This is a genomic window from Caulobacter sp. GW821-FHT11E10 (assembly GCF_058808375.1).
Map to the genome: position 1 here is coordinate 416704 of NZ_JBXARP010000006.1, position 19221 is coordinate 435924.

Below are 19221 nucleotides of genomic sequence, written 5' to 3' on the forward strand. Positions count from 1 at the left end.
AAGCCCCCACTGACTTCGCCTTCGTCTCGCACGGAGCGCCCCTTTTCGAGCGGCGAGTACGGAAACGTCGCCGTTCCTTCCCTTAGAACTTTCAGCCCCTTAACCGCACGATAGGTGGCATCTTCTCCCGTGCGCAACGGGACGAGATCGAGGCGCTGCCTTTTCGACAAAAGCGACAAAGTTTCAAATGACACCGGTTTCTCTTGATTATGACACCGGTGGCCGTTAGCGCTCCCACCCGTTTTTGGACCTGGCGCGCGTCAAGAAGAGCCAGGCCTGTTGCTACTTTCCGGGAGGAAACCGTGCAAATTCATTCCAAGCAGATCCGCGTCGGCGCGCTTCTGGGCCAAGCCTCGCTGGGCGCCCTGACCATCGCCGCCGCCCTGACCCTGACCGCGGGCTCGGCCCTGGCTCAGGAACAGGCCGCCGCTCCGGCCGCCGCCCCCGCTGAAGAGCCCGCCGCCGTCGACGCCATCGTCGTCACCGGCTACCGCGCCGCCCTGCAGAGCGCGCTGAGCCTGAAGCGCACCTCGAACGTGATGGTCGACGCCATCAACGCCGAGGACATCGCCGACTTCCCGGACGCCAACCTCGCCGAGTCCCTGCAGCGCCTGCCGGGCGTCTCGATCGACCGCGACAACGGCGAAGGCCGCACCATCACGGTGCGCGGCCTGGGCCCCGATTTCACCCGCGTGCGCCTGAACGGCCTGGAAGCCCTGTCGACCGCCGGCGCCAACGACAGCGGCACCAGCGGCAACCGCTCGCGCGGCTTCGACTTCAGCGTCTTCGCCTCGGAACTGTTCAACTCGCTGCGCGTCCAGAAGACCGCCTCGGCCGAGACCGACGAAGGCTCGCTGGGCGCCACCGTCGACCTGATCACCGGCCGCCCGCTGGACTTCAAGGGCCGCCGCCTGGCCCTGTCGGTGCAGGACGCCTACTACGAAGCCGGCAAGCACCATAACCCGCGCGTCGCGGGCCTGGTCTCGGATCGCTGGGACACCAAGTGGGGCCAGTTCGGCGCCCTGGTCTCGCTGGCCTATAACGAGCGCAACACCACGATCGACAGCTATGCTCGCGCGGCCGGCCAGTCGGACTACGCCTATCGCGGCGCGACCTTCGCCGGCACGGCCCTGGCGACCAACGGCACGTCGATCGTCCAGCGCCAGGGCTTCGCCGCCCCGACCGGCACGTCGTGCAACGGCTCGGTGGTTCCGGGCGTCAACATCACCAACGCCGCGCTGTGCAGCGCCCTCGTCGGCTCGAACCCGACGGCCTACGCCCTGGTCAACAACCCGATCGGCTCGACCCTGACCCGTACGAACGGAGTCACCACGACGACCGCACCGGGCTCGCTGGTCCGCATCCCGGCCCTGCCGACCGTCAACCAGCAGGAGCTTGAGCAAGAGCGCCTGGGCATGACGATGTCGCTGCAGTGGAAGCCGACCGATCGCACCAAGATCAGCGTCGATGGCGTCTATTCGCGCTTCTACAACAACTCGATCAACTACCAGATCAGCGCCGTCGGCCTGAACCGCAACAACACCACGGCCAACTACAACACCGCCAACGCCAGCACGGCCGCGGCGACCAAGCGCGCCCTCTACAACGGTTGCAACTACGCCGCCGGCAGCGCCATCGTCCAACCGCTGGACTGCGGTCAGCAGCTGTACGGCTCGGCCCCGGTCGCGGGCTACCAGTTCAGCAACAACCCCAACAACCTCGATCCGTACGAGTACTACAACAACCCGTTGTCGGTGGGTTACGTGGCCAGCGCCGACGGCATCGCCATGCGCGACAAGTTCATCGGCCGCCCCTCGGTCCGCCTGATCGACGCCGCGCTCAGCCCGTCGGGCGCCAATGCCGACTACCTGGTGCTGGGCAATGTCGACATGCGCTCGGCCGCCGACCAGCAGTACTACACGACCTTCTTCTCGCAGGGCTCGGTCAACCTCGAGCATGAGTTCAGCGATCGCCTCAAGATGACGGCGCTGTGGGGCAAGTCGCGCTCGTACAACAAGGGCACCGGCCTGCTGGCCGACTACCTGAAGCTGGACAGCGGCAACGGCACGGCCGGCAACGGCTACTTCACGTACGACGAACGCGGCGACAATCCGATGCCGAAGGTCGACTTCGGCTTCGACGCCACCAACCCCGCCAACTGGGACTTCGTGAAGGGCTACTCGTCGCTGCGCATCTACCGCACGGTCGCCGACAACCGCTACGAAGGCGGTCGCCTGGACTTCACCTACGACCTCGACGACGACACGGTCGTGAAGTGGGGCGTCTCACGTCGGAAGTATTCGTTCTACACCACCCGCACCGGCCGCGCCGGCGGTTCGGCGGGCGAGACCCTGAACCCGTCGTTCAAGGAAGCCGGCAGCTCGGTCGCCGCCACCAGCCGCCTGATCAACTGGGGCAAGGGCCTGGACGTACCGACCGGCACGACCACCGCCTTCCTGGCCCCCGACCTGCAGAAGTTCCAGTCCCTGTTCGACTTCAACTGCGAGTGCGTGAACAAGTGGGGCGACTGGCGGACCTCGTCGCTGTCGAATCCGGCCAACACCTATGGCGTCGATGAAACCGACACCAGCGCCTACGTCCAGTTCGACTACAGCACCATGTTGTTCGACCGTCAGCTGCGCGGCAATATCGGCACGCGCTACGCCCTGACCGAGGTGGCCTCCGACGGCCTGACCAACACCTCGCGTCCGATCTACGGCGAGAACAAGTACCATGACCTGCTGCCGTCGATGAACGCCTCGTACGAGGTGGCCGACAACATGCTGCTGCGCTTCGGCGCGGCCAAGGTCATGGCGCGTCCGCTGCTGGGCAACCTGGCGCCGTCGATCACCTCGTTCAGCGCCCCGAACGCGGCCGGCGCCACCACGGGCGGCTCGATCACGGTCGGCAACCCGAAGCTGGATCCGTTCCGCGCCACCAACTACGACCTGTCGCTGGAATGGTACTTCGCCCAGGGTTCGCTGGTCTCGATCGCCGTCTTCGACAAGGAAGTGCACAGCTTCCCGCAGACGGTCGTGTCGTCGGGGACTCTGTCCAGCATCCTGGCGCCGGAAGCCATCGCCGACCTGATCACGGGCGCGACGGCCACGGGCACCGACGCCCAGAAGGCGGCCGTCGCGGCCTATATCAATGGCCAGTCGTTCGACATCCGCCAGTTCCGCACCGCGCCGGGCGGCTACATCCGCGGCTTCGAGATCGGCTACCAGCAGAACCTGACCTTCCTGCCGTGGTTCCTCGACAAGCTGGGCGTCCAGGCCAACTACACCCACCTGGATTCCGAGCTGAGCTACATCATCGACCCCGGCGCCCTGGAAGTGAAGAACGCCTCGGGCGTCGTCACCACCCCGGGCCGCGCCCAGGTCATCGCGCCCGGCCCGTTCACCGGCGCCTCGCCGGACTCGTTCAACTTCACGGTCTATTACGACGCCGAGAAGTGGTCGGCCCGCGTGTCGACGGCTTATCGCGCCAAGTACTACACCCAATACCCGATCGCCTCGGGCACCTGTAACCCGGGCTTCTGCGACTCCCCGCTGGTCAATGACTTCCTGGGCAGCAAGGCCACGACCAATGTCGACGCCTCGTTCAGCTACAAGTTCAACAAGCAAATGTCGCTGAGCGTCGAGGCCCTGAACCTGACCAAGGAAACCAGCAACCGCTTCGGCTATGCCGACGACCCCGTCGTCACGCAGTACGCCTCGCCGGGCCGCCAGTTCTTCGTCGGCTTCCGGTTCGTCTACTAGCTTTCGATCCAAGCGTTATTTCCTCCCAACGCTTTGACCTGGGCCGCGTCGATATCCTCGACGCGGCCCTTCTTTTTGCCTCACGCCGCCGCCCGCAGATCGCGCGACAGTCGGACGGAATCCCCGCGCGTCGACATCCAGATCAGCGCTTCCGTCAGCGCGACGATCACGCCGTCCAGCAGCCGCGTCAGAAGGCCGGCCCCGCCACGCGAGGTTTGGGCGTAACGCAGGTGCGCCAGCTCCTGGGCCTGGATCTCACGGATGACCGCCGACATTTCCGGGTCGCTTGCGCCGAGAAAGGCCAGTTGATCGTCAAGATGCCGATGGACCGTCCGCTCCACAGCCTCGGTGCAGACGAGAATGGCCTTACGTCCGAACAGGCCCGTGACGCCGCCCAGCAGGCCGCCGCCGATCGCCCATATCCACATCAGACGGCAAGGCTTGGCGGCGCGCGTCGGCATCAGCGCCCGAAATCGCGCGAGATGCTCGCGCTCGTGCTCCAGCGTGTGGCGTAGGAACGGCAGCAGGTCTGGCGCGCGCACCCGAGCCAACGCGATCTGGGCGCTGTAGATGCGAATGGCGCCGTGCTCGCCGCCGTGGTTCACTCTGAGGATCCGGGCGGGGATCGTCTGGTTCATGGGTCCTCGCTCGACCGACGGTAGAGCGCCTTGCCTGCCGCTGACAAGCCACCCCTCGCCCTTCATAAGTAAGTAGTTTATGACTTAACCATGGGCGCCGCCGCGTGCGGATGGCGCTTGTCGAGGCGCCGCGCGCGGTTCTGGCGGGCGGGGGACGGTTGACCGAAGCGGTTTTCGCGCGTCGGCTGCTATCCACGAGACCTCGATGGTCAAGAACGGGAGCGGAGCCGAATCGCCGTGGCGGACGGGTTGGACATCGGAGACCTGAAGCTCGGCGTTCGGGCCAAGGCGCGCTGCGACCTGCTGGGCGTCGCGCCCTTCAGCGAGGTCGATGGCCAGTTGACGCGGCGGTTCCTTACGCCGGCGCACGAGGCCGCGCTGTCCAAGCTCGCCACATGGATGACCGAGGCCGGCATGAGCGTCCGCCGCGACGCCGCCGCCAACCTGATCGGCCGCTACGAGGGCGAGACCCCGGGCGCCAAGGCGCTGATCATCGGCTCGCACATCGACAGCGTCCGCAACGGGGGGCGCTATGACGGACCTCTAGGGATCATGCTGGGGATCGACGTCGTCGAGGCATTGCACGCCGCTGGCCATCGCCTGCCCTTCGCGATCGAGGTGGCGGCGTTCGGCGACGAGGAAGGCTCGCGCTTCCCGGCCTCGATGAGCTGCAGCCGCGCCATCGCCGGGACGCTGGACGCGAGCGCGCTGCAGATGCGCGACGCGGATGGCGTTTCCGTCGCCGAAGCGCTGGCCGCGTTCGGCGGCGATCCCACGAACCTCGCTAGCGCCGCGCGCCAGCCGGAAGAGGTTTTGGCCTTCCTCGAAGCCCACATCGAGCAGGGTCCGGTGCTGGAGGCCGAAGGCCTGCCGCTGGGCGTCGTCACCGCCATCGCCGCGCAGAAGCGGGTGATGGTCAAGATCATCGGAACCGCGGGCCACGCCGGCACAACGCCGATGAACCTGCGCAAGGACCCCGGCCCCGCCGCCGCCGAGTGCATGCTGGCTCTGGAGCGCGTCTGCCGCGCCGGGACCGACGGCCTGGTGGGCACGGTCGGGCGCATGACCGCCCTGCCCGGCGCTTTCAATGTCATCCCCGGCGCGGTCGAGTTCTCGATGGATATCCGCGCCGAAACCTCGGCGACCCGCGACGCGGCCGTCGACACGGTCTGCGCCGAGATCCACGCGATCGTCGGCGCGCGCGGCCTGACCGCCGAGATCCACCTGACCCAGGCCTTGGCCGAAAGCCCTTGCGACCCCTCGCTGATGGGCCTGCTGGACGAGGCCCTGGCCGACCTCTCCCTACCCGCCCGCCGCCTGCCCTCGGGCGCGGGCCACGACGCCATGGTGATGGCGGACCTCTGCCCCGTCGCCATGCTGTTCATCCGCTGCGAGGGTGGGATCAGCCACAATCCGGCCGAGTCCGTCACCGAGGCCGACTGCGCCCTGGCGGCCCAGGCCATGCTCGGGTTCGTGGAGAAGCTGGCGACTGATCCCCTGCGTCCTTCGAGGCCGCTTCGCGGCGCCTCAGGATGAGGAATTCATCAGTGCCCATAACTTTCCTCATCCTGAGGTGCGAGCCAAAGGTGAGCCTCGAAGGACGCAAGGCGCTTTCCGGATTCAAGACCACGACATGACCGAAATCTTCAAAGAACTCGACCACCCCGCCCGCCTGCTGATGGGGCCCGGCCCGATCAATGTGCACCCGCGCGTGCTGCGGGCCATGTCGGTGCAACTTCTTGGTCAATTTGATCCCGAGTTCACCGGCTACATGAACGAGGTCATGGCGCTGTATCGCGGCGTGTTCGAGACGAAGAACCAGCAGACCTTCCTGATCGACGGCACCTCGCGCGCCGGCATCGAGGCGGCGATGGTCTCGACGCTCTCGCCCGGCGACGACGTGGTGGTGGTCAATGCCGGGCGCTTCGGCCTGCTGCTGGCCGAGATCGCCGAGCGCTGCGACGCCAAGGTCACCTTCGTCGAGGGCGAGTGGGGTCAGGTCGTCGATCCGCAAGCCGTCGAGGACGCCGTCGCCCGCGTGAAGCCACGCCTGGTCGCCTGTGTGCACGGCGACACCTCGACCACCATCGCCCAGCCGATCGAGGCCATCGGCGAGATCTGCCGCCGTCACGACGCCCTGCTCTATGTCGACGCGACCGCCACCCTGGGCGGCATGAGCGCGCCTGTGGATAACTGGCAGGCCGATATCGTCACCGCGGGTTTGCAGAAGTGCATGGGCGGCCCTTCCGGCTCGGCCCCGATCACCATCAGCGACCGCGCCGCCCACCACATCTTCGGCCGCCGCCATGTCGAGAAGGGCTTGGCGGGGCCGGGCAGCACCGGGAACGGTCGCCGCATCGCCTCCAACTATTTCGATCTGGCGATGATCATGGACTACTGGTCCGACAAGCGCCTGAACCACCACACCGAGGCGGCCAGCATGCTGTTCGCCGCCCGCGAATGCGCGCGGATCGTGCTGGAGGAAGGTCTCGACACCCGCTTCGCCCGCCACGCCCAGGCCGGCGCGGCCATGGTCGCCGGGATCGAGGCGCTGGGTCTCCAAGTCTATGGCGACCAGGCTCACAAGATGACCAACGTCACCGGCGTGATCGCCCCCAGCGGCGTCGACTATGACCGGGTCAAAGCCCGCATGCGCACCGAGTTCGAGATCGAGATCGGCGCGGCCTTCGGGCCCCTGGCCGGCAAGATCTGGCGCATCGGGACCATGGGCGTGAACGCCCGCAAGCACGCGGTGCTTCAGACGCTGGCGGCGCTGGAGGCGGTGCTGCGCTGGGAGGCCTTCAAGGCCCCGGCCGGCGCGGGTGTCGACGCGGCGGCGAAGGTGTTTGGATGAGCGGGTGGATCCAGATCCTCCCCCGAGCGGAGGAGGTGTCGCCGAAGGCGACGGAGGGGGAAGTCGCAAGGTCGGGGATTACTTCCCCCTCCGGCCGCTGCGCGGCCACCTCCCCCGCTAGGGGGAGGATTTTACGGTGACCTACCCCCGTGACCTGATCGGCTACGGCGAACACCCACCGCACGCCCAGTGGCCCAATAGCGCCCGCGTCGCCGTCCAGTTCGTCCTCAACTACGAGGAAGGCGCCGAGCGCTCGGTCCTGCATGGCGATCCGGTCAGCGAGTTCTTCCTGTCGGAGATGGTCGGCGCCCAGCCCATCCAGGGCATGCGCAACATGTCGATGGAGAGCCTCTACGAATACGGCTCGCGCGCAGGCTTCTGGCGCATCCGGCGGCTGTTCGAAGAGTTCGGCCTGCCGCTGACCGTGTTCGGCGTCGCCCAGGCCATGGAGCGCCATCCGGACGCCGTCGAGGCGATGATGAAGTCGGGGTGGGAGATCGCCAGCCACGGCTATCGCTGGATCGACTACCAGCACTTCACGCCGGACCAGGAACTGGAGCACATCCAGAAGGCCATCGAGATCCAGACCCGACTGACCGGGGAGCGCCCCCTGGGCTGGTACCAAGGCCGCACCAGCCCCAACACCGCGCGGCTGGTCGCCCAGGAAGGCGGGTTCGTCTATGACGCCGACAGCTATGCCGACGACCTGCCCTACTGGGACGACCAGCACGGCCGCGCCCAGCTGATCGTGCCCTACACCCTGGAAGCCAACGACATGCGCTTCACGGCGGCCCAGGGCTTCAACACCGGCGAGCAGTTCTTCACCTATCTGCGCGACGCCTTCGACACCCTCTATCTGGAGGGCGAGACCGCGCCGAAAATGATGAGCATCGGCCTGCACTGCCGCGTGGTCGGCAAGCCGGGACGGATCGGCGCGCTGCGGCGGTTCCTCGAGCACATCACCCGGCACGACCGGGTCTGGGTGGCCAAGCGGATCGACATCGCGCGGCATTGGATCACGACCCAGCCCTATGGAGGCAAGGCATGAGCGGCGCCCCTCCCCTGACCCTGGCTCGGCTGAACAGCATGAACCGGACGGGCTTCACCACCGCCCTGGGGTTCGCCTTCGAGCTGTCGCCCTGGGTGGTCGAGCGCGCCTGGGACGAGCGGCCGTTCGCCAGCGTCGAGGCGATGCACGCGGCCATGATGACTGCGCTCGAAGCCTCCTCGACCGAAGACAAGCTGGCCCTGATCCGCGCTCACCCGGAGCTGGCCGGTAAGGCCGCGATCGCCAAGCAGCTGACCGCCGAGAGCAACGCCGAACAGGCCAGCGCCGGCCTCGACCGCCTGACGCCCGACGAATTCGCCCGCTTCCACCAGCTGAACGCCGCCTACAACGCGCGCTTCGGCTTTCCCTTCATCATCTGCGTGCGCCTGAACGACAAGGCCTCGATCCTCCGGGCCATGCAGGCGCGCGCGGCCAACGACGAGGCGGCCGAGATCGCCGAGGCGATCACCCAGATCGGCCTGATCTCCAAGCTTCGACTGCTCGACGCGGTGACCGCTTGATGGACTACGATTTCGCCGCCTGGACCGGCATGGCCCTTCGCTGGCTGCACGTGATCGCGGGCGTGGCCTGGATCGGCGCATCGTTCTACTTCGTCTGGCTGGACAACAATCTGCGCGACCCCGATCCGCCCAAGGAGGGCGTGAAGGGTGAACTGTGGGCCGTGCACGGCGGTGGCTTCTACCACTCGCAGAAGTACCTGAACGCCCCGGCCCACATGCCCGACCACCTGCACTGGTTCAAATGGGAGGCCTACACGACCTGGCTGTCGGGCTTCGCCCTGCTGGTCGTGCTCTACTATGTCGGCGCGCCGGTCTATCTGATCGATGCCGCTAAGCACGCCTTCACCCAAGCCCAGGCCATCGGCGTGGGCCTGGCCTTCATCTTCGGCGGCCTGCTGGTCTACGAGGCCCTGTGCCGCTCGCCGCTGGGCAAGAACGGCAAGCTTTTCGGGGTGATCTGGTTCTCGGTCCTGACGGCGGCGACCTGGGCCCTGACCCAGCTCTTCACCGACCGCGGCGCCTTCATCCACGTGGGCGCGATCATCGGCACCTGCATGGTCGGCAACGTCTTCCTCGTCATCATTCCCAATCAGCGCAAGATCGTCGCCGACATGCTGGCCGGCCGGCCCGTCGACCCGCGCCTGGGCGCCATGGGCAAGCAGCGCTCGGTCCACAACACCCACATGACCCTGCCGGTCATCTTCATCATGATCAGCAACCACTATCCGGCCGTCTCGGGGCATCCGAAGGCCTGGATGCTGCTGGCCATGCTCAGCGCCGGCGCCATCGCGATCCGCTACTTCTTCATCCAGCGCCACTTCGGCAGGATCCGGCACGAGTTCCTATTCTACGGCGCGATGCTGATCTTCGGGGCCACGGCCATCGCCTCGATGAAGCCCAAGGACGCGGTCGAAATTTCCGGCCAGGTCACGTTCGCGACCGCCCAGGCGATCGTCGAGAAGCACTGCGTCGCGTGCCACAGCGCCACGCCGACCCATCCCGGCTTCTCGGCGCCGCCCTTGGGCGCGGTGTTCGACACGCCGGAACATATCCGCACCTATGCGCCGAAAATCCACGAGCGGGCGGTGGGTTCGACCAGCATGCCCCTTGGCAACGAGACCGCCATGACCGAAGAGGAGCGCGCCCAGCTGGGCGCCTGGATCAAGCAGGGAGCCAAAATCCCGTGACCGACGCCGTCCTGGACGCGACCAAGGCCGAGGCCGAACCGCGCAAGCGCAATGCTGAACGCACCCGCAAGGCGATCCTCGCCGCGGCGCTGAAGGAGTTCGCCCAGGCGGGCTTCGCGGGGGCCCGGATCGAGAAGATCGTCAAGGCCGCCAAGTGCAACATCCGGATGCTGTACCACTACTTCGGGGACAAGAAGGGCCTGTACATGGCCGTCCTCGAAAGCGCCTACATGGACCTGCGGGCTCGCGAGGCCGAGCTGAAGATCGACTTCGACAAGCCGCTCGAAGGCTTCCTCGAGCTGCAGCGCTTCACCTTCGACTACTTCGAGAAGAACCCGCGCTTCGAAGGCTTGTTGCGCAACGAGAACCTGCAGCACGGCAAGTTCGCCTCGCAGTCGCGCGTGGTCACCGAGACGGCCTTCCCCCTGCGCCGCACGATCGAGAAGCTGATCGAGAGCGGCCAGCGCCAGAAGATCTTCGGGTCGAACCTCGATCCGGTGCAGATCTACGTGACCATCGCGGCCATGAGCCGCTTCCACCTGGCCAACGGCTATTCGCTGTCGGCGACGCTGGACACCGACATGAGCGCGCCCGACTGGCGCAGGGCGCGGCTGGACCACGCCCTGGCCCTGCTCGAAGGCTATCTGACGCGCGGCGCGCGGTAGGCCTTAAGGCTGAACAGGCGGCGCGGCCGCCGGAGCCGTCGCCAGTGGCGGACCGCTGAATTCGGCCTCGATCAGGATCTGGACCTCGTCGCTGACGCCCATGGTCGTGCCCGGGGCCGGGACGCCGTAGGCGATGCCGAAGTCCGAGCGCTTGAACGTCCCGTTGGCCGAGAAGCCGATGCGGGCGTTGGGATCCAACGGATGGCCGGGATAGCCGCCGTTATAGACGACATCCAGGGTCACCGGCTTGGTCACGCCGTGCAGGGTCAAATCGCCCGTGACCTTGCCGGTGTCGGGACCGGTCGTCTCGACCTTGGTCGACTTGAAGGTGATCGAGGGATAGGTCGCCACGTTGAACCACTGCGACCCCGTCAGTTCGGTCAGGAAGCCCTCCGGCGGGGCCGGCACGGTCAGCGACTTCGGATCGATCGTCGCCTCCAGTGTGCTGGCGGCGGCGTTGTTCTGGTCGAAATGCAGCTTGGCGTCGAAGTCGGCGAAGGCGGCCGTGTAGTTCGAGAAACCCAGGTGACTCACCCGGAACACCAGGGTCGCGTGATGCTTGTCCAGGGTGTAGTCGCCGGCCGGGATGTCGGCCTTGGGGGGCTTGGGCGTGGTCGCGGTCGGGGCGGCGGTTGAAGTCTCCGCCTTCTTCTCGGCGGGCTGGGGCGAACAGGCGGCCAGGGCCAGCAGGGCGACGACGGGCAGCAAGGATCTCATACGCTTCCCTCCAGTGGTCCCGGTCCATCCTGCGTTGGACGGGCTGCGGGCGCCTGGCGGAGGGCGGCAAACCCCTACGCCGACATGACGTCAACGTAGGGGCGAGGGGGGAGGTTGCCGGAGTGGAGCGGTTCCTAGTGGAAGTTGGAGACGTCGATCATGTCCAGCGACACGCCCGCCAGCTTCACGACGTTCTCCATCCGCTGGTCCGCGGGACCGACGCCAGCGCCCGAGAACACGTAGACGTCCTCTCCCACCTGCACCGCCTGGTAATGGTGGCGAGGCATCTGGGTGAGGTTCTGGGTGGCTTGGGCGAGGGCGTCAGCAAAGCTGGCCGCGGTAAACTCGTAATAGACCGGTGAGAGCGTACCCGCCGGCAGCGGACGGATATCGAAGTGGAGCCAGTCGTTGGCCTCGAAATAGACGATGGTGTCCACGCCGTCGCCGAACCCGTTAGTTGGCGCCGAGTCACCGACCGCGAACACGAAAGTGTCCGTGCCTGCGTCACCGCGCAACTGGTCCTTGCCTTTGCCGCCGACGATGGTGTCTTCGCCTTCGCCGCCGAACAAGGTGTCGTTGCCGCTACCGCCGGCGAGGTAGTCGTCACCCGCACGGCCGTCGAAACGGACGCCGCCATTGTGACCGACGAGATGATCGACGTAGTGCGTGCCGGTGACCCATTCGATGCCGTCGACGATCAGGAAGATACCCGGATTGATCTCCTGCTTGGTAGTCAGGCTCAGGTCCAGGGTGACACCGTCGATCGTACGATTGTCGATATAGAATTCGAAAGCGATCCCATCCACGCCCTCGCCCCCGTGGATCGTCTTCACGCCGGTCACGTCGAACAGGCGGAACTCGTCATTGCCTGCATCACCGTGCATCACCACGTCGCCGATGCCCGCTTCGAAGGCGTCACGTCCGTCACCGCCGTAGAGCATCGCGCCGTCCGAGCTCACGCCGTGGAGTTCAACGCTACTGAGAACGTCATCACCGTCGCCCCCATAGATCGTGTCGGCGCCGCCGACGCCCATCAGCGCATCGTCGCCGCCTTCGCCGCGCAGAACATTCGCGCCATTCGTCCCGTAGATGATGTCATTGAAGTTCGAACCTTGGACGTTCTCGATCGAGATCAGCGTGTCCTGGCCGTGCCCGGTCGGCAACCAACTCTGAAGCGCCTCGCTCAGAAGGATCCGGACGCCATCGTACGCGCCGTCGTTCAAGTAGCTGACGGTGTCCGTCCCGGCGCCGCCGTCAATGACGTCATCGCCCAGGCCACCAATGAAGATATTGCCCTTGGCGTCACCGATCAGCGTGTCGCTGGAGACCGTGCCGCGCACACCTTCGATCGACACTAAGGTGTCGGTTCCGCGCCCGCCTAGATCCGTCTGCAGCGCATTCCGCAAGTCGATTTTCACCGCGGCGTTGGAAACCCCATCGTTGTAGCTGGCGATGTCGACCCCAGCGCCGCCGTTCAGGACATCGTCGCCCGCGCCACCGGTGAGGACGTTGTCCGTGGCGTCGCCGATCAGCGTGTCGTTGCCTAGCCCGCCGACGAGGTTCTCGATGCCCGTGATGTCGAGCACCTGGCCCTGACCGATGTTCTGCGCGCCAACGATCGTCAGGTCGACCTTCACATTCGTGGCCGGCAGGTCGGTGTTGCGCAGGTCCAAGGTGTCGACGCCTTCGCCTCCGTTGATCTTGAAGACCCCGGTTGCGTCGGTCGCGCTTAGAACGAAGAAGAGATCGTTTCCGGCGCCGCCATCCATGGTGACGCCGAACTTTTGCGTAAGGAAAATGTCGTCGCCTGCTCCACCAGACATGTAATCGCCGCCGGCTTCCTTGCTGGCCTTGAGGACATCGACGCCGTCGCCGCCGTAAGCAAAGTCTCCGCCGCCCACGAGGTCGATGCTGTCATTGCCAGCGCCACCATACAGGTGGTTCACGGCCGTGTTGCCGACCAGATGGTCCACATCCGAGGTCCCAACGACGTTCTCGATCGAGATCAGGGTGTCGAACCCGCGTTGGCCGCCAAGGTCATGGCGACTGTTGGCCAAGTCGACCCACACGCCGCCCGAAAGACCATCGTCATAGCTGACCGTGTCGGCCCCCGCGCCGCCGTCCAAGGTGTCGTTGCCCGCGCCGCCTTGCAGGACGTTGTCCTTTGCGTCGCCGGTCAGCTTGTCATTGCCGCCCGCGCCGAAGACGTTCTCGACGCCGGTCGCTGAGATGGTCAGGCCCTGCCCCACCGTTTGGGCGCCCGTGATCCGCAGATCGAACACGGCGTCGCGCGAGCCTGGCGGCAGATGCACCGTGTCGACGCCATCGCCGCCCTCGATCGTCGTCGAGCCCGCGCCCGCGCCGATCCACAGGTGGTCAGCGCCCGCGCCGCCCAGCAGCAGGTCGCCCGAGCCGCTGGCGCTGCTGACCAGCTTGTCGTCGCCGTCGCCGCCGTCGAGCACATCATGGCCGCCCGCCGCCCAAAGGGTGTCGTTGCCGGCGTCGCCGAACAGGTAGTTCTCGGCCGCGTTCCCATTGATCTCGTCGTCGTAACCGGAGCCCATGGCCCCCTCGATCGACGATAGGATATCGCCGACCTGCAGGCTGCCGCTCGGCGGCGGAACCGTGTCGTACAGGTCGATCCGCACGCCCTTGTCGCTGAACGCGTAGTCGACCGTGTCCCAGCCGTCGCCGCCGCTGATAATGTTGTTGCCGCCGCCGCCCGACAGATGGTCGTCACCCGCGCCGCCGTAGAGCTTGTCGTCGCCCGCCTCGCCCCAGAGGTAGTTGTCCTTGGCGTCGCCGGTCAGGGTGTCGTTGAACTTCGAACCGTAGAGGAGCTCGATGCCGCTCAGGGTGTCCTTGCCCGCGCCGCCGGTGTCCTGGGCGCCGGTCTTGGTCAGGTCGACCGTGACGCCGGCCGTGGCGTTTTCGTAGGACGACCAGTCCACGCCCGCGCCGCCCTTGACGATGTCGTCGCCCGCGCCGCCGACCAGGTAGTCGTCGCCGTCGCCGCCATCGATCGTGTCGGTCCCGGCGTCGCCCCACAGGGTGTCGTCGCCCTTGCCGCCGCTGAGCGAGTCATTGCCCCCGTCGCCGACCATCATATTGTTACCGGTGTTGCCGGTCAGCACGTCGTTGTAGGCCGAGCCGTAGACGTGTTCGATGCCGGTCAGCTTGTCCGTGCCGCCGCCGCCGGTGTTCTGGGCGGTGGTGATGTTGAGGTCGACCTTCACGGCCGCCGTGGCGTCCTCATAGGCCGCCCAGTCGCCGCCCGCCCCGCCGTCCAGCGTGTCGTTGCCCGCGCCGCCCAGCAGATAGTCCTCGCCATCGCCGCCGCTCAGGGAGTCGTTGCCCGCGTGCCCCGCCAGGACATCGTCGCCGGCGTTGCCTTTCAGGGTGTCGTTGCCGTCGAAACCATAGAGGAGGTCGTCGCTCGCGCCGCCCGTCAGAGCGTCAGCGCCCTTCGTACCCATGAGATCCATCGTCGAAACTCCCCCACAGCCAAGCTGCAACCGCAGGGATGCCTAAAGGTTGTGGCGCTCGCTCAGTACGACTTTCTTCCGTTGAGGGAAAATTAAGGATAAGGGCCCGCTGACGGCCGGAAGACAGCCTCACCTCAGAACAGCAAACCCTTGCGCAGCATGGCGTGAACGCCCTTCTCGCCGTTGACCGTCTGGGTGACCCGGAAGTCCACCGCCAGCGAGCAGAACTGGTAGGCCTGAACGCGCGTCAAGGTGGAGCGATCGGTGATGAAGTCGATGGTCCGGCGCAGCGCCTGCTTCATCGCGACGTCGAGGTCCTCGTTGAAGCCCATCAGGATGTAATGGGTCGGCGTCTCGGCTCGGGGCCAGGTGAAGGCTGTCTCGCCGGTCTTGTGCAACACGAAGGTGAAGGTCCCGGTCAGGCCCATCTCCAGCGCGTTGACGCAGACCTCGCCGTCGCCCTGCCGGCCGTGGCCATCGCCGACCGAGAAGTTCGCGCCGGGAACCCAGACCGGCAGGTAGAGGGTCGAGCCGGCGACCAGCTCCTTGTTGTCCATATTGCCGCCGTGCTCGCGCGGCTCGCGGCTGGAGAGGCGGCCATACTGGGCCGGCGGCGCCACGCCCATCGTGCCGAAGAACGGCGCCAGCGGCAGTTCCGGGCCCCAATCCGGCTTGCAGGTTCCGCGCGTGGCGTCGACGGCGATGTGGCTGACATAGCGGTCGGGGAAGTCCTCCGGCAGCGTACCGGCCAGGGGGCGCACGGCGCAGTAGCCCCAGTCGTTGTTGGGCGCGACCGCCTCGATCCGGACTTCCAGGATGTCGCCCGGTTCCGCGCCGGCGACAGCCACCGGGCCGGTCAGGATGTGCGGGCCGATGCGGGCGGGATTGCTGTCGTGGATCGCCCGCAGCGCCGCCGGGATGGCGTAGGGCGAACCGGGCGGCGGCATCACCTCGACGCCGCCGGAGACGCATTCGAAGGTGACGCTGTCGCCCGAGTTCACCGTCAGCACGGGATCGAACGCCGCGTCGAACATGCCGAAGCGAACGGTGTCGGGGGCCGAGGCCAGTCTGTGATGCGCCATCAAGTAAGCTCTCTATTACAAGCGCATCACGCGCCGACCTTGACGCGAACCCAAGGCGAGAGACGCGCCGAAGGGCTTGATCGCCGCGCCCTGCTCTTCCAGCGAGCGATCGCGGCGCGGAATGGCGCGGGCTTGGGCGGATCACGGTTCCGAAACACGCGGGACTGGCGCGGTCGGCGAACCCGGGTGTATGAAGTTTTTTCTTACTTATGGAGTCAGTCGCCATGGCGCCCGAAGCGGGAATGCCCGATGTGGGAATGATGGACGCGGAGACGACGGCCTTCCTGGCGCTCGACGATTTCGAGCTGGCGGCCTGGACGCCGACGCGCGCCGCCGAACGCGGCCTCGACCTGCCGCCCGCCGCCCTGCCCGGCGTGATCGAGAACCTCGGCTTGCTGAAGAGCCAGACGGCCCTGTTCGTCGCCGTGCTCGGTGAAGCCGCCGGAGAGCCCCCGGAGACGTTCCAGCCGTGAGTTTCTGCAGCGTCGTCGAGATCGCCGGCGAGGTCCGCGCCGGCCGCGTCACCGCACGCGCCGTGACCGAGGCCACCCTCTCGCGCATCGAACGCCTGGATGGCGGGATCAACGCCTTCACCGCCGTGACCGCCGAGCGCGCCCTGGCGGCGGCGGACACGGTCGACGCCGACCTAGCCGCCGGCCGCTCGGTCGGTCCGCTGGCCGGCGTGCCGGTGGCGGTCAAGAACCTGTTCGATATCGAGGGGCTGCCGACCCTCGCCGGCTCGAAGATCCGCCGCGACGCCGCTCCGCCCACTCATGACGCCACGCTGGTGAAGCGCCTGACCGCCGCCGGCGCCATCCTGGTCGGCGCGCTGAACATGGATGAGTTCGCCTACGGCTTCGTCACCGAGAACGCCCACGACGGACCCGTCCACAACCCGCACGATCTCACGCGCATCGCCGGTGGTTCGTCGGGCGGTTCGGCGGCGGCGGTGGCGGCGGGCCTGGTTCCGCTGACCCTGGGCTCGGACACCAACGGCTCGATCCGAATCCCCGCCAGCCTGTGCGGGGTCTTTGGCCTGAAACCCACCTATGGCCGCCTGTCACGCCAGGGCGTCTTCCCGTTCGTCGAGAGCCTGGACCATGTCGGCCCGTTCACCCGGTCGGTCGAGGACCTGGCCCTGGCCTATGACGTCCTGCAGGGCGCCGATCCCGAAGGCGACGCCCTCTGCGTACGCGAGGCCGAGCCGTTGTCGGCGCGCCTAGACGAACTGGCCGAGCGCCCCCTCCGCGTCGGCATACTGCGCGGCTGGTTCCAGCAGGGCGCGTTTCCGGAGGTGCTGGACGCTCTAAGCCGCGTCGCCGGCGCGCTGTCGGCCAGCGATCTCGTCGACCTGCCCGGCGCCCAGGCCGCCCGCGCCGCCGCCTTCTGCCTGACCGCCTTCGAGGGCGGCGAGCTGCATCACGCCGGCCTGGCCCAGCGCGCCATGGATTACGACCCGGCCGTCCGCGACCGCCTACTGGCCGGCGCGCTGTTGCCCGAGGGCGTGCATCGGGCCGCCCAGCGCTATCGCACCGTCTTCCGCGACGAGGTCCGCGAGGCCTTCCAGCGCTACGACATCCTGCTGGCCCCGTCGTCGGTCTGCCCCGCGCCGCCGATCGGCCAGGCGACGATGGAGATGGACGGGGTCCCGGTCTCGGTGCGCAAGAACCTGGGCGCCTTCACCCAGCCGATCAGCTATATCGGCCTGCCGGTGCTGGCCGCGCCGGTGAACCGTCCCGGCCAGTTGCCGATCGGCGTCCAGATCATCGCCCCGGCCTGGCGCGAGGACCAGGCCTTCGCCGCCGCCCTGCGCCTGCAGCGCGCCGGCGTCGTGGCCGCCCACGCCCCGAAAGGCGCCCTATGAACGTCAATGATCCCATCGTGCTGGCCGAGGTCACCGCCCGGGTCGACGCCTACGAGGCGGCGCTGATGAGCAACGACGTCGAGGCCCTGGACGGCGCGTTCTGGAACTCGCCCCACACCGTGCGCCTGGGCGTGGCCGAGAACCTCTGGAGCTTCGAGGAGATCGCCGCCTTCCGCCTGGGCCGGACCGGCGGCTCCCCGCCTCGCACGCGACTGCGTACCGAGATCACCACCTTCGGGTCCGACTTCGCCGTGGCCAATATCGAATTCCGCCGCGACGACACCGGCAAGATCGGGCGCCAGAGCCAGACCTGGATCCGCACCGGCGATGGCTGGAAAGTCGCCTCTGCCCATGTCTCCATCATGCAAGGCGGGGCCGACCAGCGCCTCGCCCCAGAACAAGAAAAGCGCTAGAGCCCGCTCATGACGACCAAGATCATCTTCGACACCGACCCCGGCATCGACGACGCCATGGCGCTGCTGTTCATCGAGGCGAGCCCCGCCCTCGAGCTGATCGCGGTGACGACCATCTTCGGCAATTCCGACATCGAGACCACGACCCGCAACGCCCTCTATCTGAAGCAGCGCTTCGGGCTGAAGGCGCCGGTGTTCAAGGGCACGGACAAGCCGCTGACCCGGCCGCGCAATCCGTCGCCGACCTTCGTGCACGGCGAGAACGGCCTGGGCGATGTCGAGCTGGCCGGCCTGGTCCCGGCCCAGCCCGAAACCAAGCCGGCCCACCAGGCGATCATCGACCTGGCCCGCCAGTATCCGGGCGAGGTCGTGCTGTGCGCCGTCGGTCCGCTGACCAACCTGGCCCTGGCGCTGAAGGCCGATCCCGAGGTCGCCTCCTTGCTGAAGTCCGTGGTGATCATGGGCGGCGCGTTCGGCGTGGCCGGCAAGCCGGGCAACGTCACGCCGGTGGCCGAGGCCAATATCTGGAACGATCCGGAGGCCGCCGACCAGGTCTTCACCGCGCCCTGGAACCTGACCGCCGTCAGCCTGGACGTCACGACCCAGGTGGTGATGTCGCCGGCCTATATGGAAGCCCTGGCGGCCTCAGGCGGCGACGCCGGCGTGTTCCTGAACGAGATCTCCAAGCCCTACGCCGCCTTCTACGGCGGCCGCGACGGCATCGTCGGCTGCTGCGTCCACGACGCCGCGGCGGTGGCCTTCGTGATCGATCCGACCCTGTTCGAAGTGCGTCGCGGTTCGGTCCGCGTGGTCACCGAGGGCGTCGCCCTGGGTCAGAGCTGCCAGAAGGTCGAGGGCGAGCTGTTCGGCCCCTCGGCCTGGGACGACCAGCCGATCCAGGCGGCGACCGTGGGGGTCGATGGTGATCGCCTGCTGAAGCTCTACGCCGACACGATGAAGACGTAGCGCCAGCAAGATCCTCCCCC

Annotated in this window: 15 protein-coding genes; 11 read left to right on the plus strand and 4 right to left on the minus strand. The window is 67.3% G+C overall.

Annotated features, from left to right (window positions below; genetic code table 11):
* The first annotated feature begins 302 nt into the window (after window positions 1-302).
* Entirely contained in the window at window positions 303-3761 is a 3459-nt protein-coding gene (locus AC1RRV_RS15240) for a TonB-dependent receptor (RefSeq protein ID WP_492860491.1), read from the plus strand.
* Between the two features lie 80 nt (window positions 3762-3841).
* Here AC1RRV_RS15240 and AC1RRV_RS15245 read toward each other — a convergent pair whose 3' ends face one another.
* Entirely contained in the window at window positions 3842-4399 is a 558-nt protein-coding gene (locus AC1RRV_RS15245) for a demethoxyubiquinone hydroxylase family protein (RefSeq protein WP_492860492.1), read from the minus strand.
* 237 nt (window positions 4400-4636) lie between these two features.
* Between AC1RRV_RS15245 and AC1RRV_RS15250 the strand changes: the two genes are divergently transcribed.
* From AC1RRV_RS15250 to AC1RRV_RS15275, 6 genes are all read left to right on the plus strand, one after another.
* Window positions 4637-5935, plus strand: a complete 1299-nt coding sequence (locus AC1RRV_RS15250) for an allantoate amidohydrolase (protein ID WP_492860493.1) — start codon at window positions 4637-4639, stop codon at window positions 5933-5935.
* 37 nt (window positions 5936-5972) lie between these two features.
* The gene (locus tag AC1RRV_RS15255) at window positions 5973-7253 is read left to right on the plus strand and encodes a pyridoxal-phosphate-dependent aminotransferase family protein (protein WP_492860494.1); all 1281 of its coding nucleotides are present in this window, start codon (window positions 5973-5975) and stop codon (window positions 7251-7253) included.
* A gap of 136 nt (window positions 7254-7389) precedes the next feature.
* Window positions 7390-8301, plus strand: coding sequence for an allantoinase PuuE (gene puuE, locus AC1RRV_RS15260; RefSeq protein ID WP_492860495.1), 912 nt, complete (start codon window positions 7390-7392; stop codon window positions 8299-8301).
* Entirely contained in the window at window positions 8298-8822 is a 525-nt protein-coding gene (gene uraD / locus AC1RRV_RS15265; RefSeq protein WP_492860496.1) for a 2-oxo-4-hydroxy-4-carboxy-5-ureidoimidazoline decarboxylase, read from the plus strand. The genes puuE and uraD overlap by 4 nt, the downstream gene beginning before the upstream one ends.
* Window positions 8822-10009 carry a urate hydroxylase PuuD gene (locus AC1RRV_RS15270; RefSeq protein WP_492860497.1) on the plus strand — a complete coding sequence of 396 codons (1188 nt, stop codon included), beginning with the start codon at window positions 8822-8824 and terminating at the stop codon, window positions 10007-10009. The genes uraD and AC1RRV_RS15270 overlap by 1 nt, the downstream gene beginning before the upstream one ends.
* Entirely contained in the window at window positions 10006-10674 is a 669-nt protein-coding gene (locus AC1RRV_RS15275; protein WP_492860498.1) for a TetR/AcrR family transcriptional regulator, read from the plus strand. The genes AC1RRV_RS15270 and AC1RRV_RS15275 overlap by 4 nt, the downstream gene beginning before the upstream one ends.
* A 3-nt stretch (window positions 10675-10677) precedes the next feature.
* Here AC1RRV_RS15275 and AC1RRV_RS15280 read toward each other — a convergent pair whose 3' ends face one another.
* The 3 genes from AC1RRV_RS15280 to AC1RRV_RS15290 all read right to left on the minus strand — a co-directional run bounded on the left by AC1RRV_RS15280 (window position 10678) and on the right by AC1RRV_RS15290 (window position 15961).
* On the minus strand, window positions 10678-11391 hold the full coding sequence (locus tag AC1RRV_RS15280; protein ID WP_492860499.1) for a YceI family protein: 714 nt from the start codon (window positions 11389-11391) through the stop codon (window positions 10678-10680).
* A 134-nt stretch (window positions 11392-11525) separates the two neighbouring features.
* Entirely contained in the window at window positions 11526-14867 is a 3342-nt protein-coding gene (locus tag AC1RRV_RS15285; protein ID WP_492860500.1) for a hypothetical protein, read from the minus strand.
* A 143-nt stretch (window positions 14868-15010) separates the two neighbouring features.
* Complete coding sequence (locus AC1RRV_RS15290) at window positions 15011-15961, minus strand: acetamidase/formamidase family protein (protein WP_492860501.1); 951 nt, start codon at window positions 15959-15961, stop codon at window positions 15011-15013.
* Window positions 15962-16215: 254 nt separating this feature from the next.
* Here AC1RRV_RS15290 and AC1RRV_RS15295 point away from each other — a divergent pair, with 254 nt between their 5' ends.
* From AC1RRV_RS15295 to AC1RRV_RS15310, 4 genes are read left to right on the plus strand one after another with little or no spacing between them, the layout of a single operon-like run.
* On the plus strand, window positions 16216-16431 hold the full coding sequence (locus AC1RRV_RS15295) for a hypothetical protein (RefSeq protein WP_492860530.1): 216 nt from the start codon (window positions 16216-16218) through the stop codon (window positions 16429-16431).
* Entirely contained in the window at window positions 16428-17822 is a 1395-nt protein-coding gene (locus AC1RRV_RS15300; protein WP_492860502.1) for an AtzE family amidohydrolase, read from the plus strand. Before AC1RRV_RS15295 ends, AC1RRV_RS15300 begins: the two co-directional genes overlap by 4 nt.
* The gene (gene hpxZ, locus AC1RRV_RS15305) at window positions 17819-18235 is read left to right on the plus strand and encodes an oxalurate catabolism protein HpxZ (RefSeq protein WP_492860503.1); all 417 of its coding nucleotides are present in this window, start codon (window positions 17819-17821) and stop codon (window positions 18233-18235) included. The genes AC1RRV_RS15300 and hpxZ overlap by 4 nt, the downstream gene beginning before the upstream one ends.
* A 9-nt stretch (window positions 18236-18244) precedes the next feature.
* Window positions 18245-19201, plus strand: coding sequence for a nucleoside hydrolase (locus AC1RRV_RS15310; RefSeq protein ID WP_492860504.1), 957 nt, complete (start codon window positions 18245-18247; stop codon window positions 19199-19201).
* The last annotated feature ends 20 nt before the right edge of the window (window positions 19202-19221 follow it).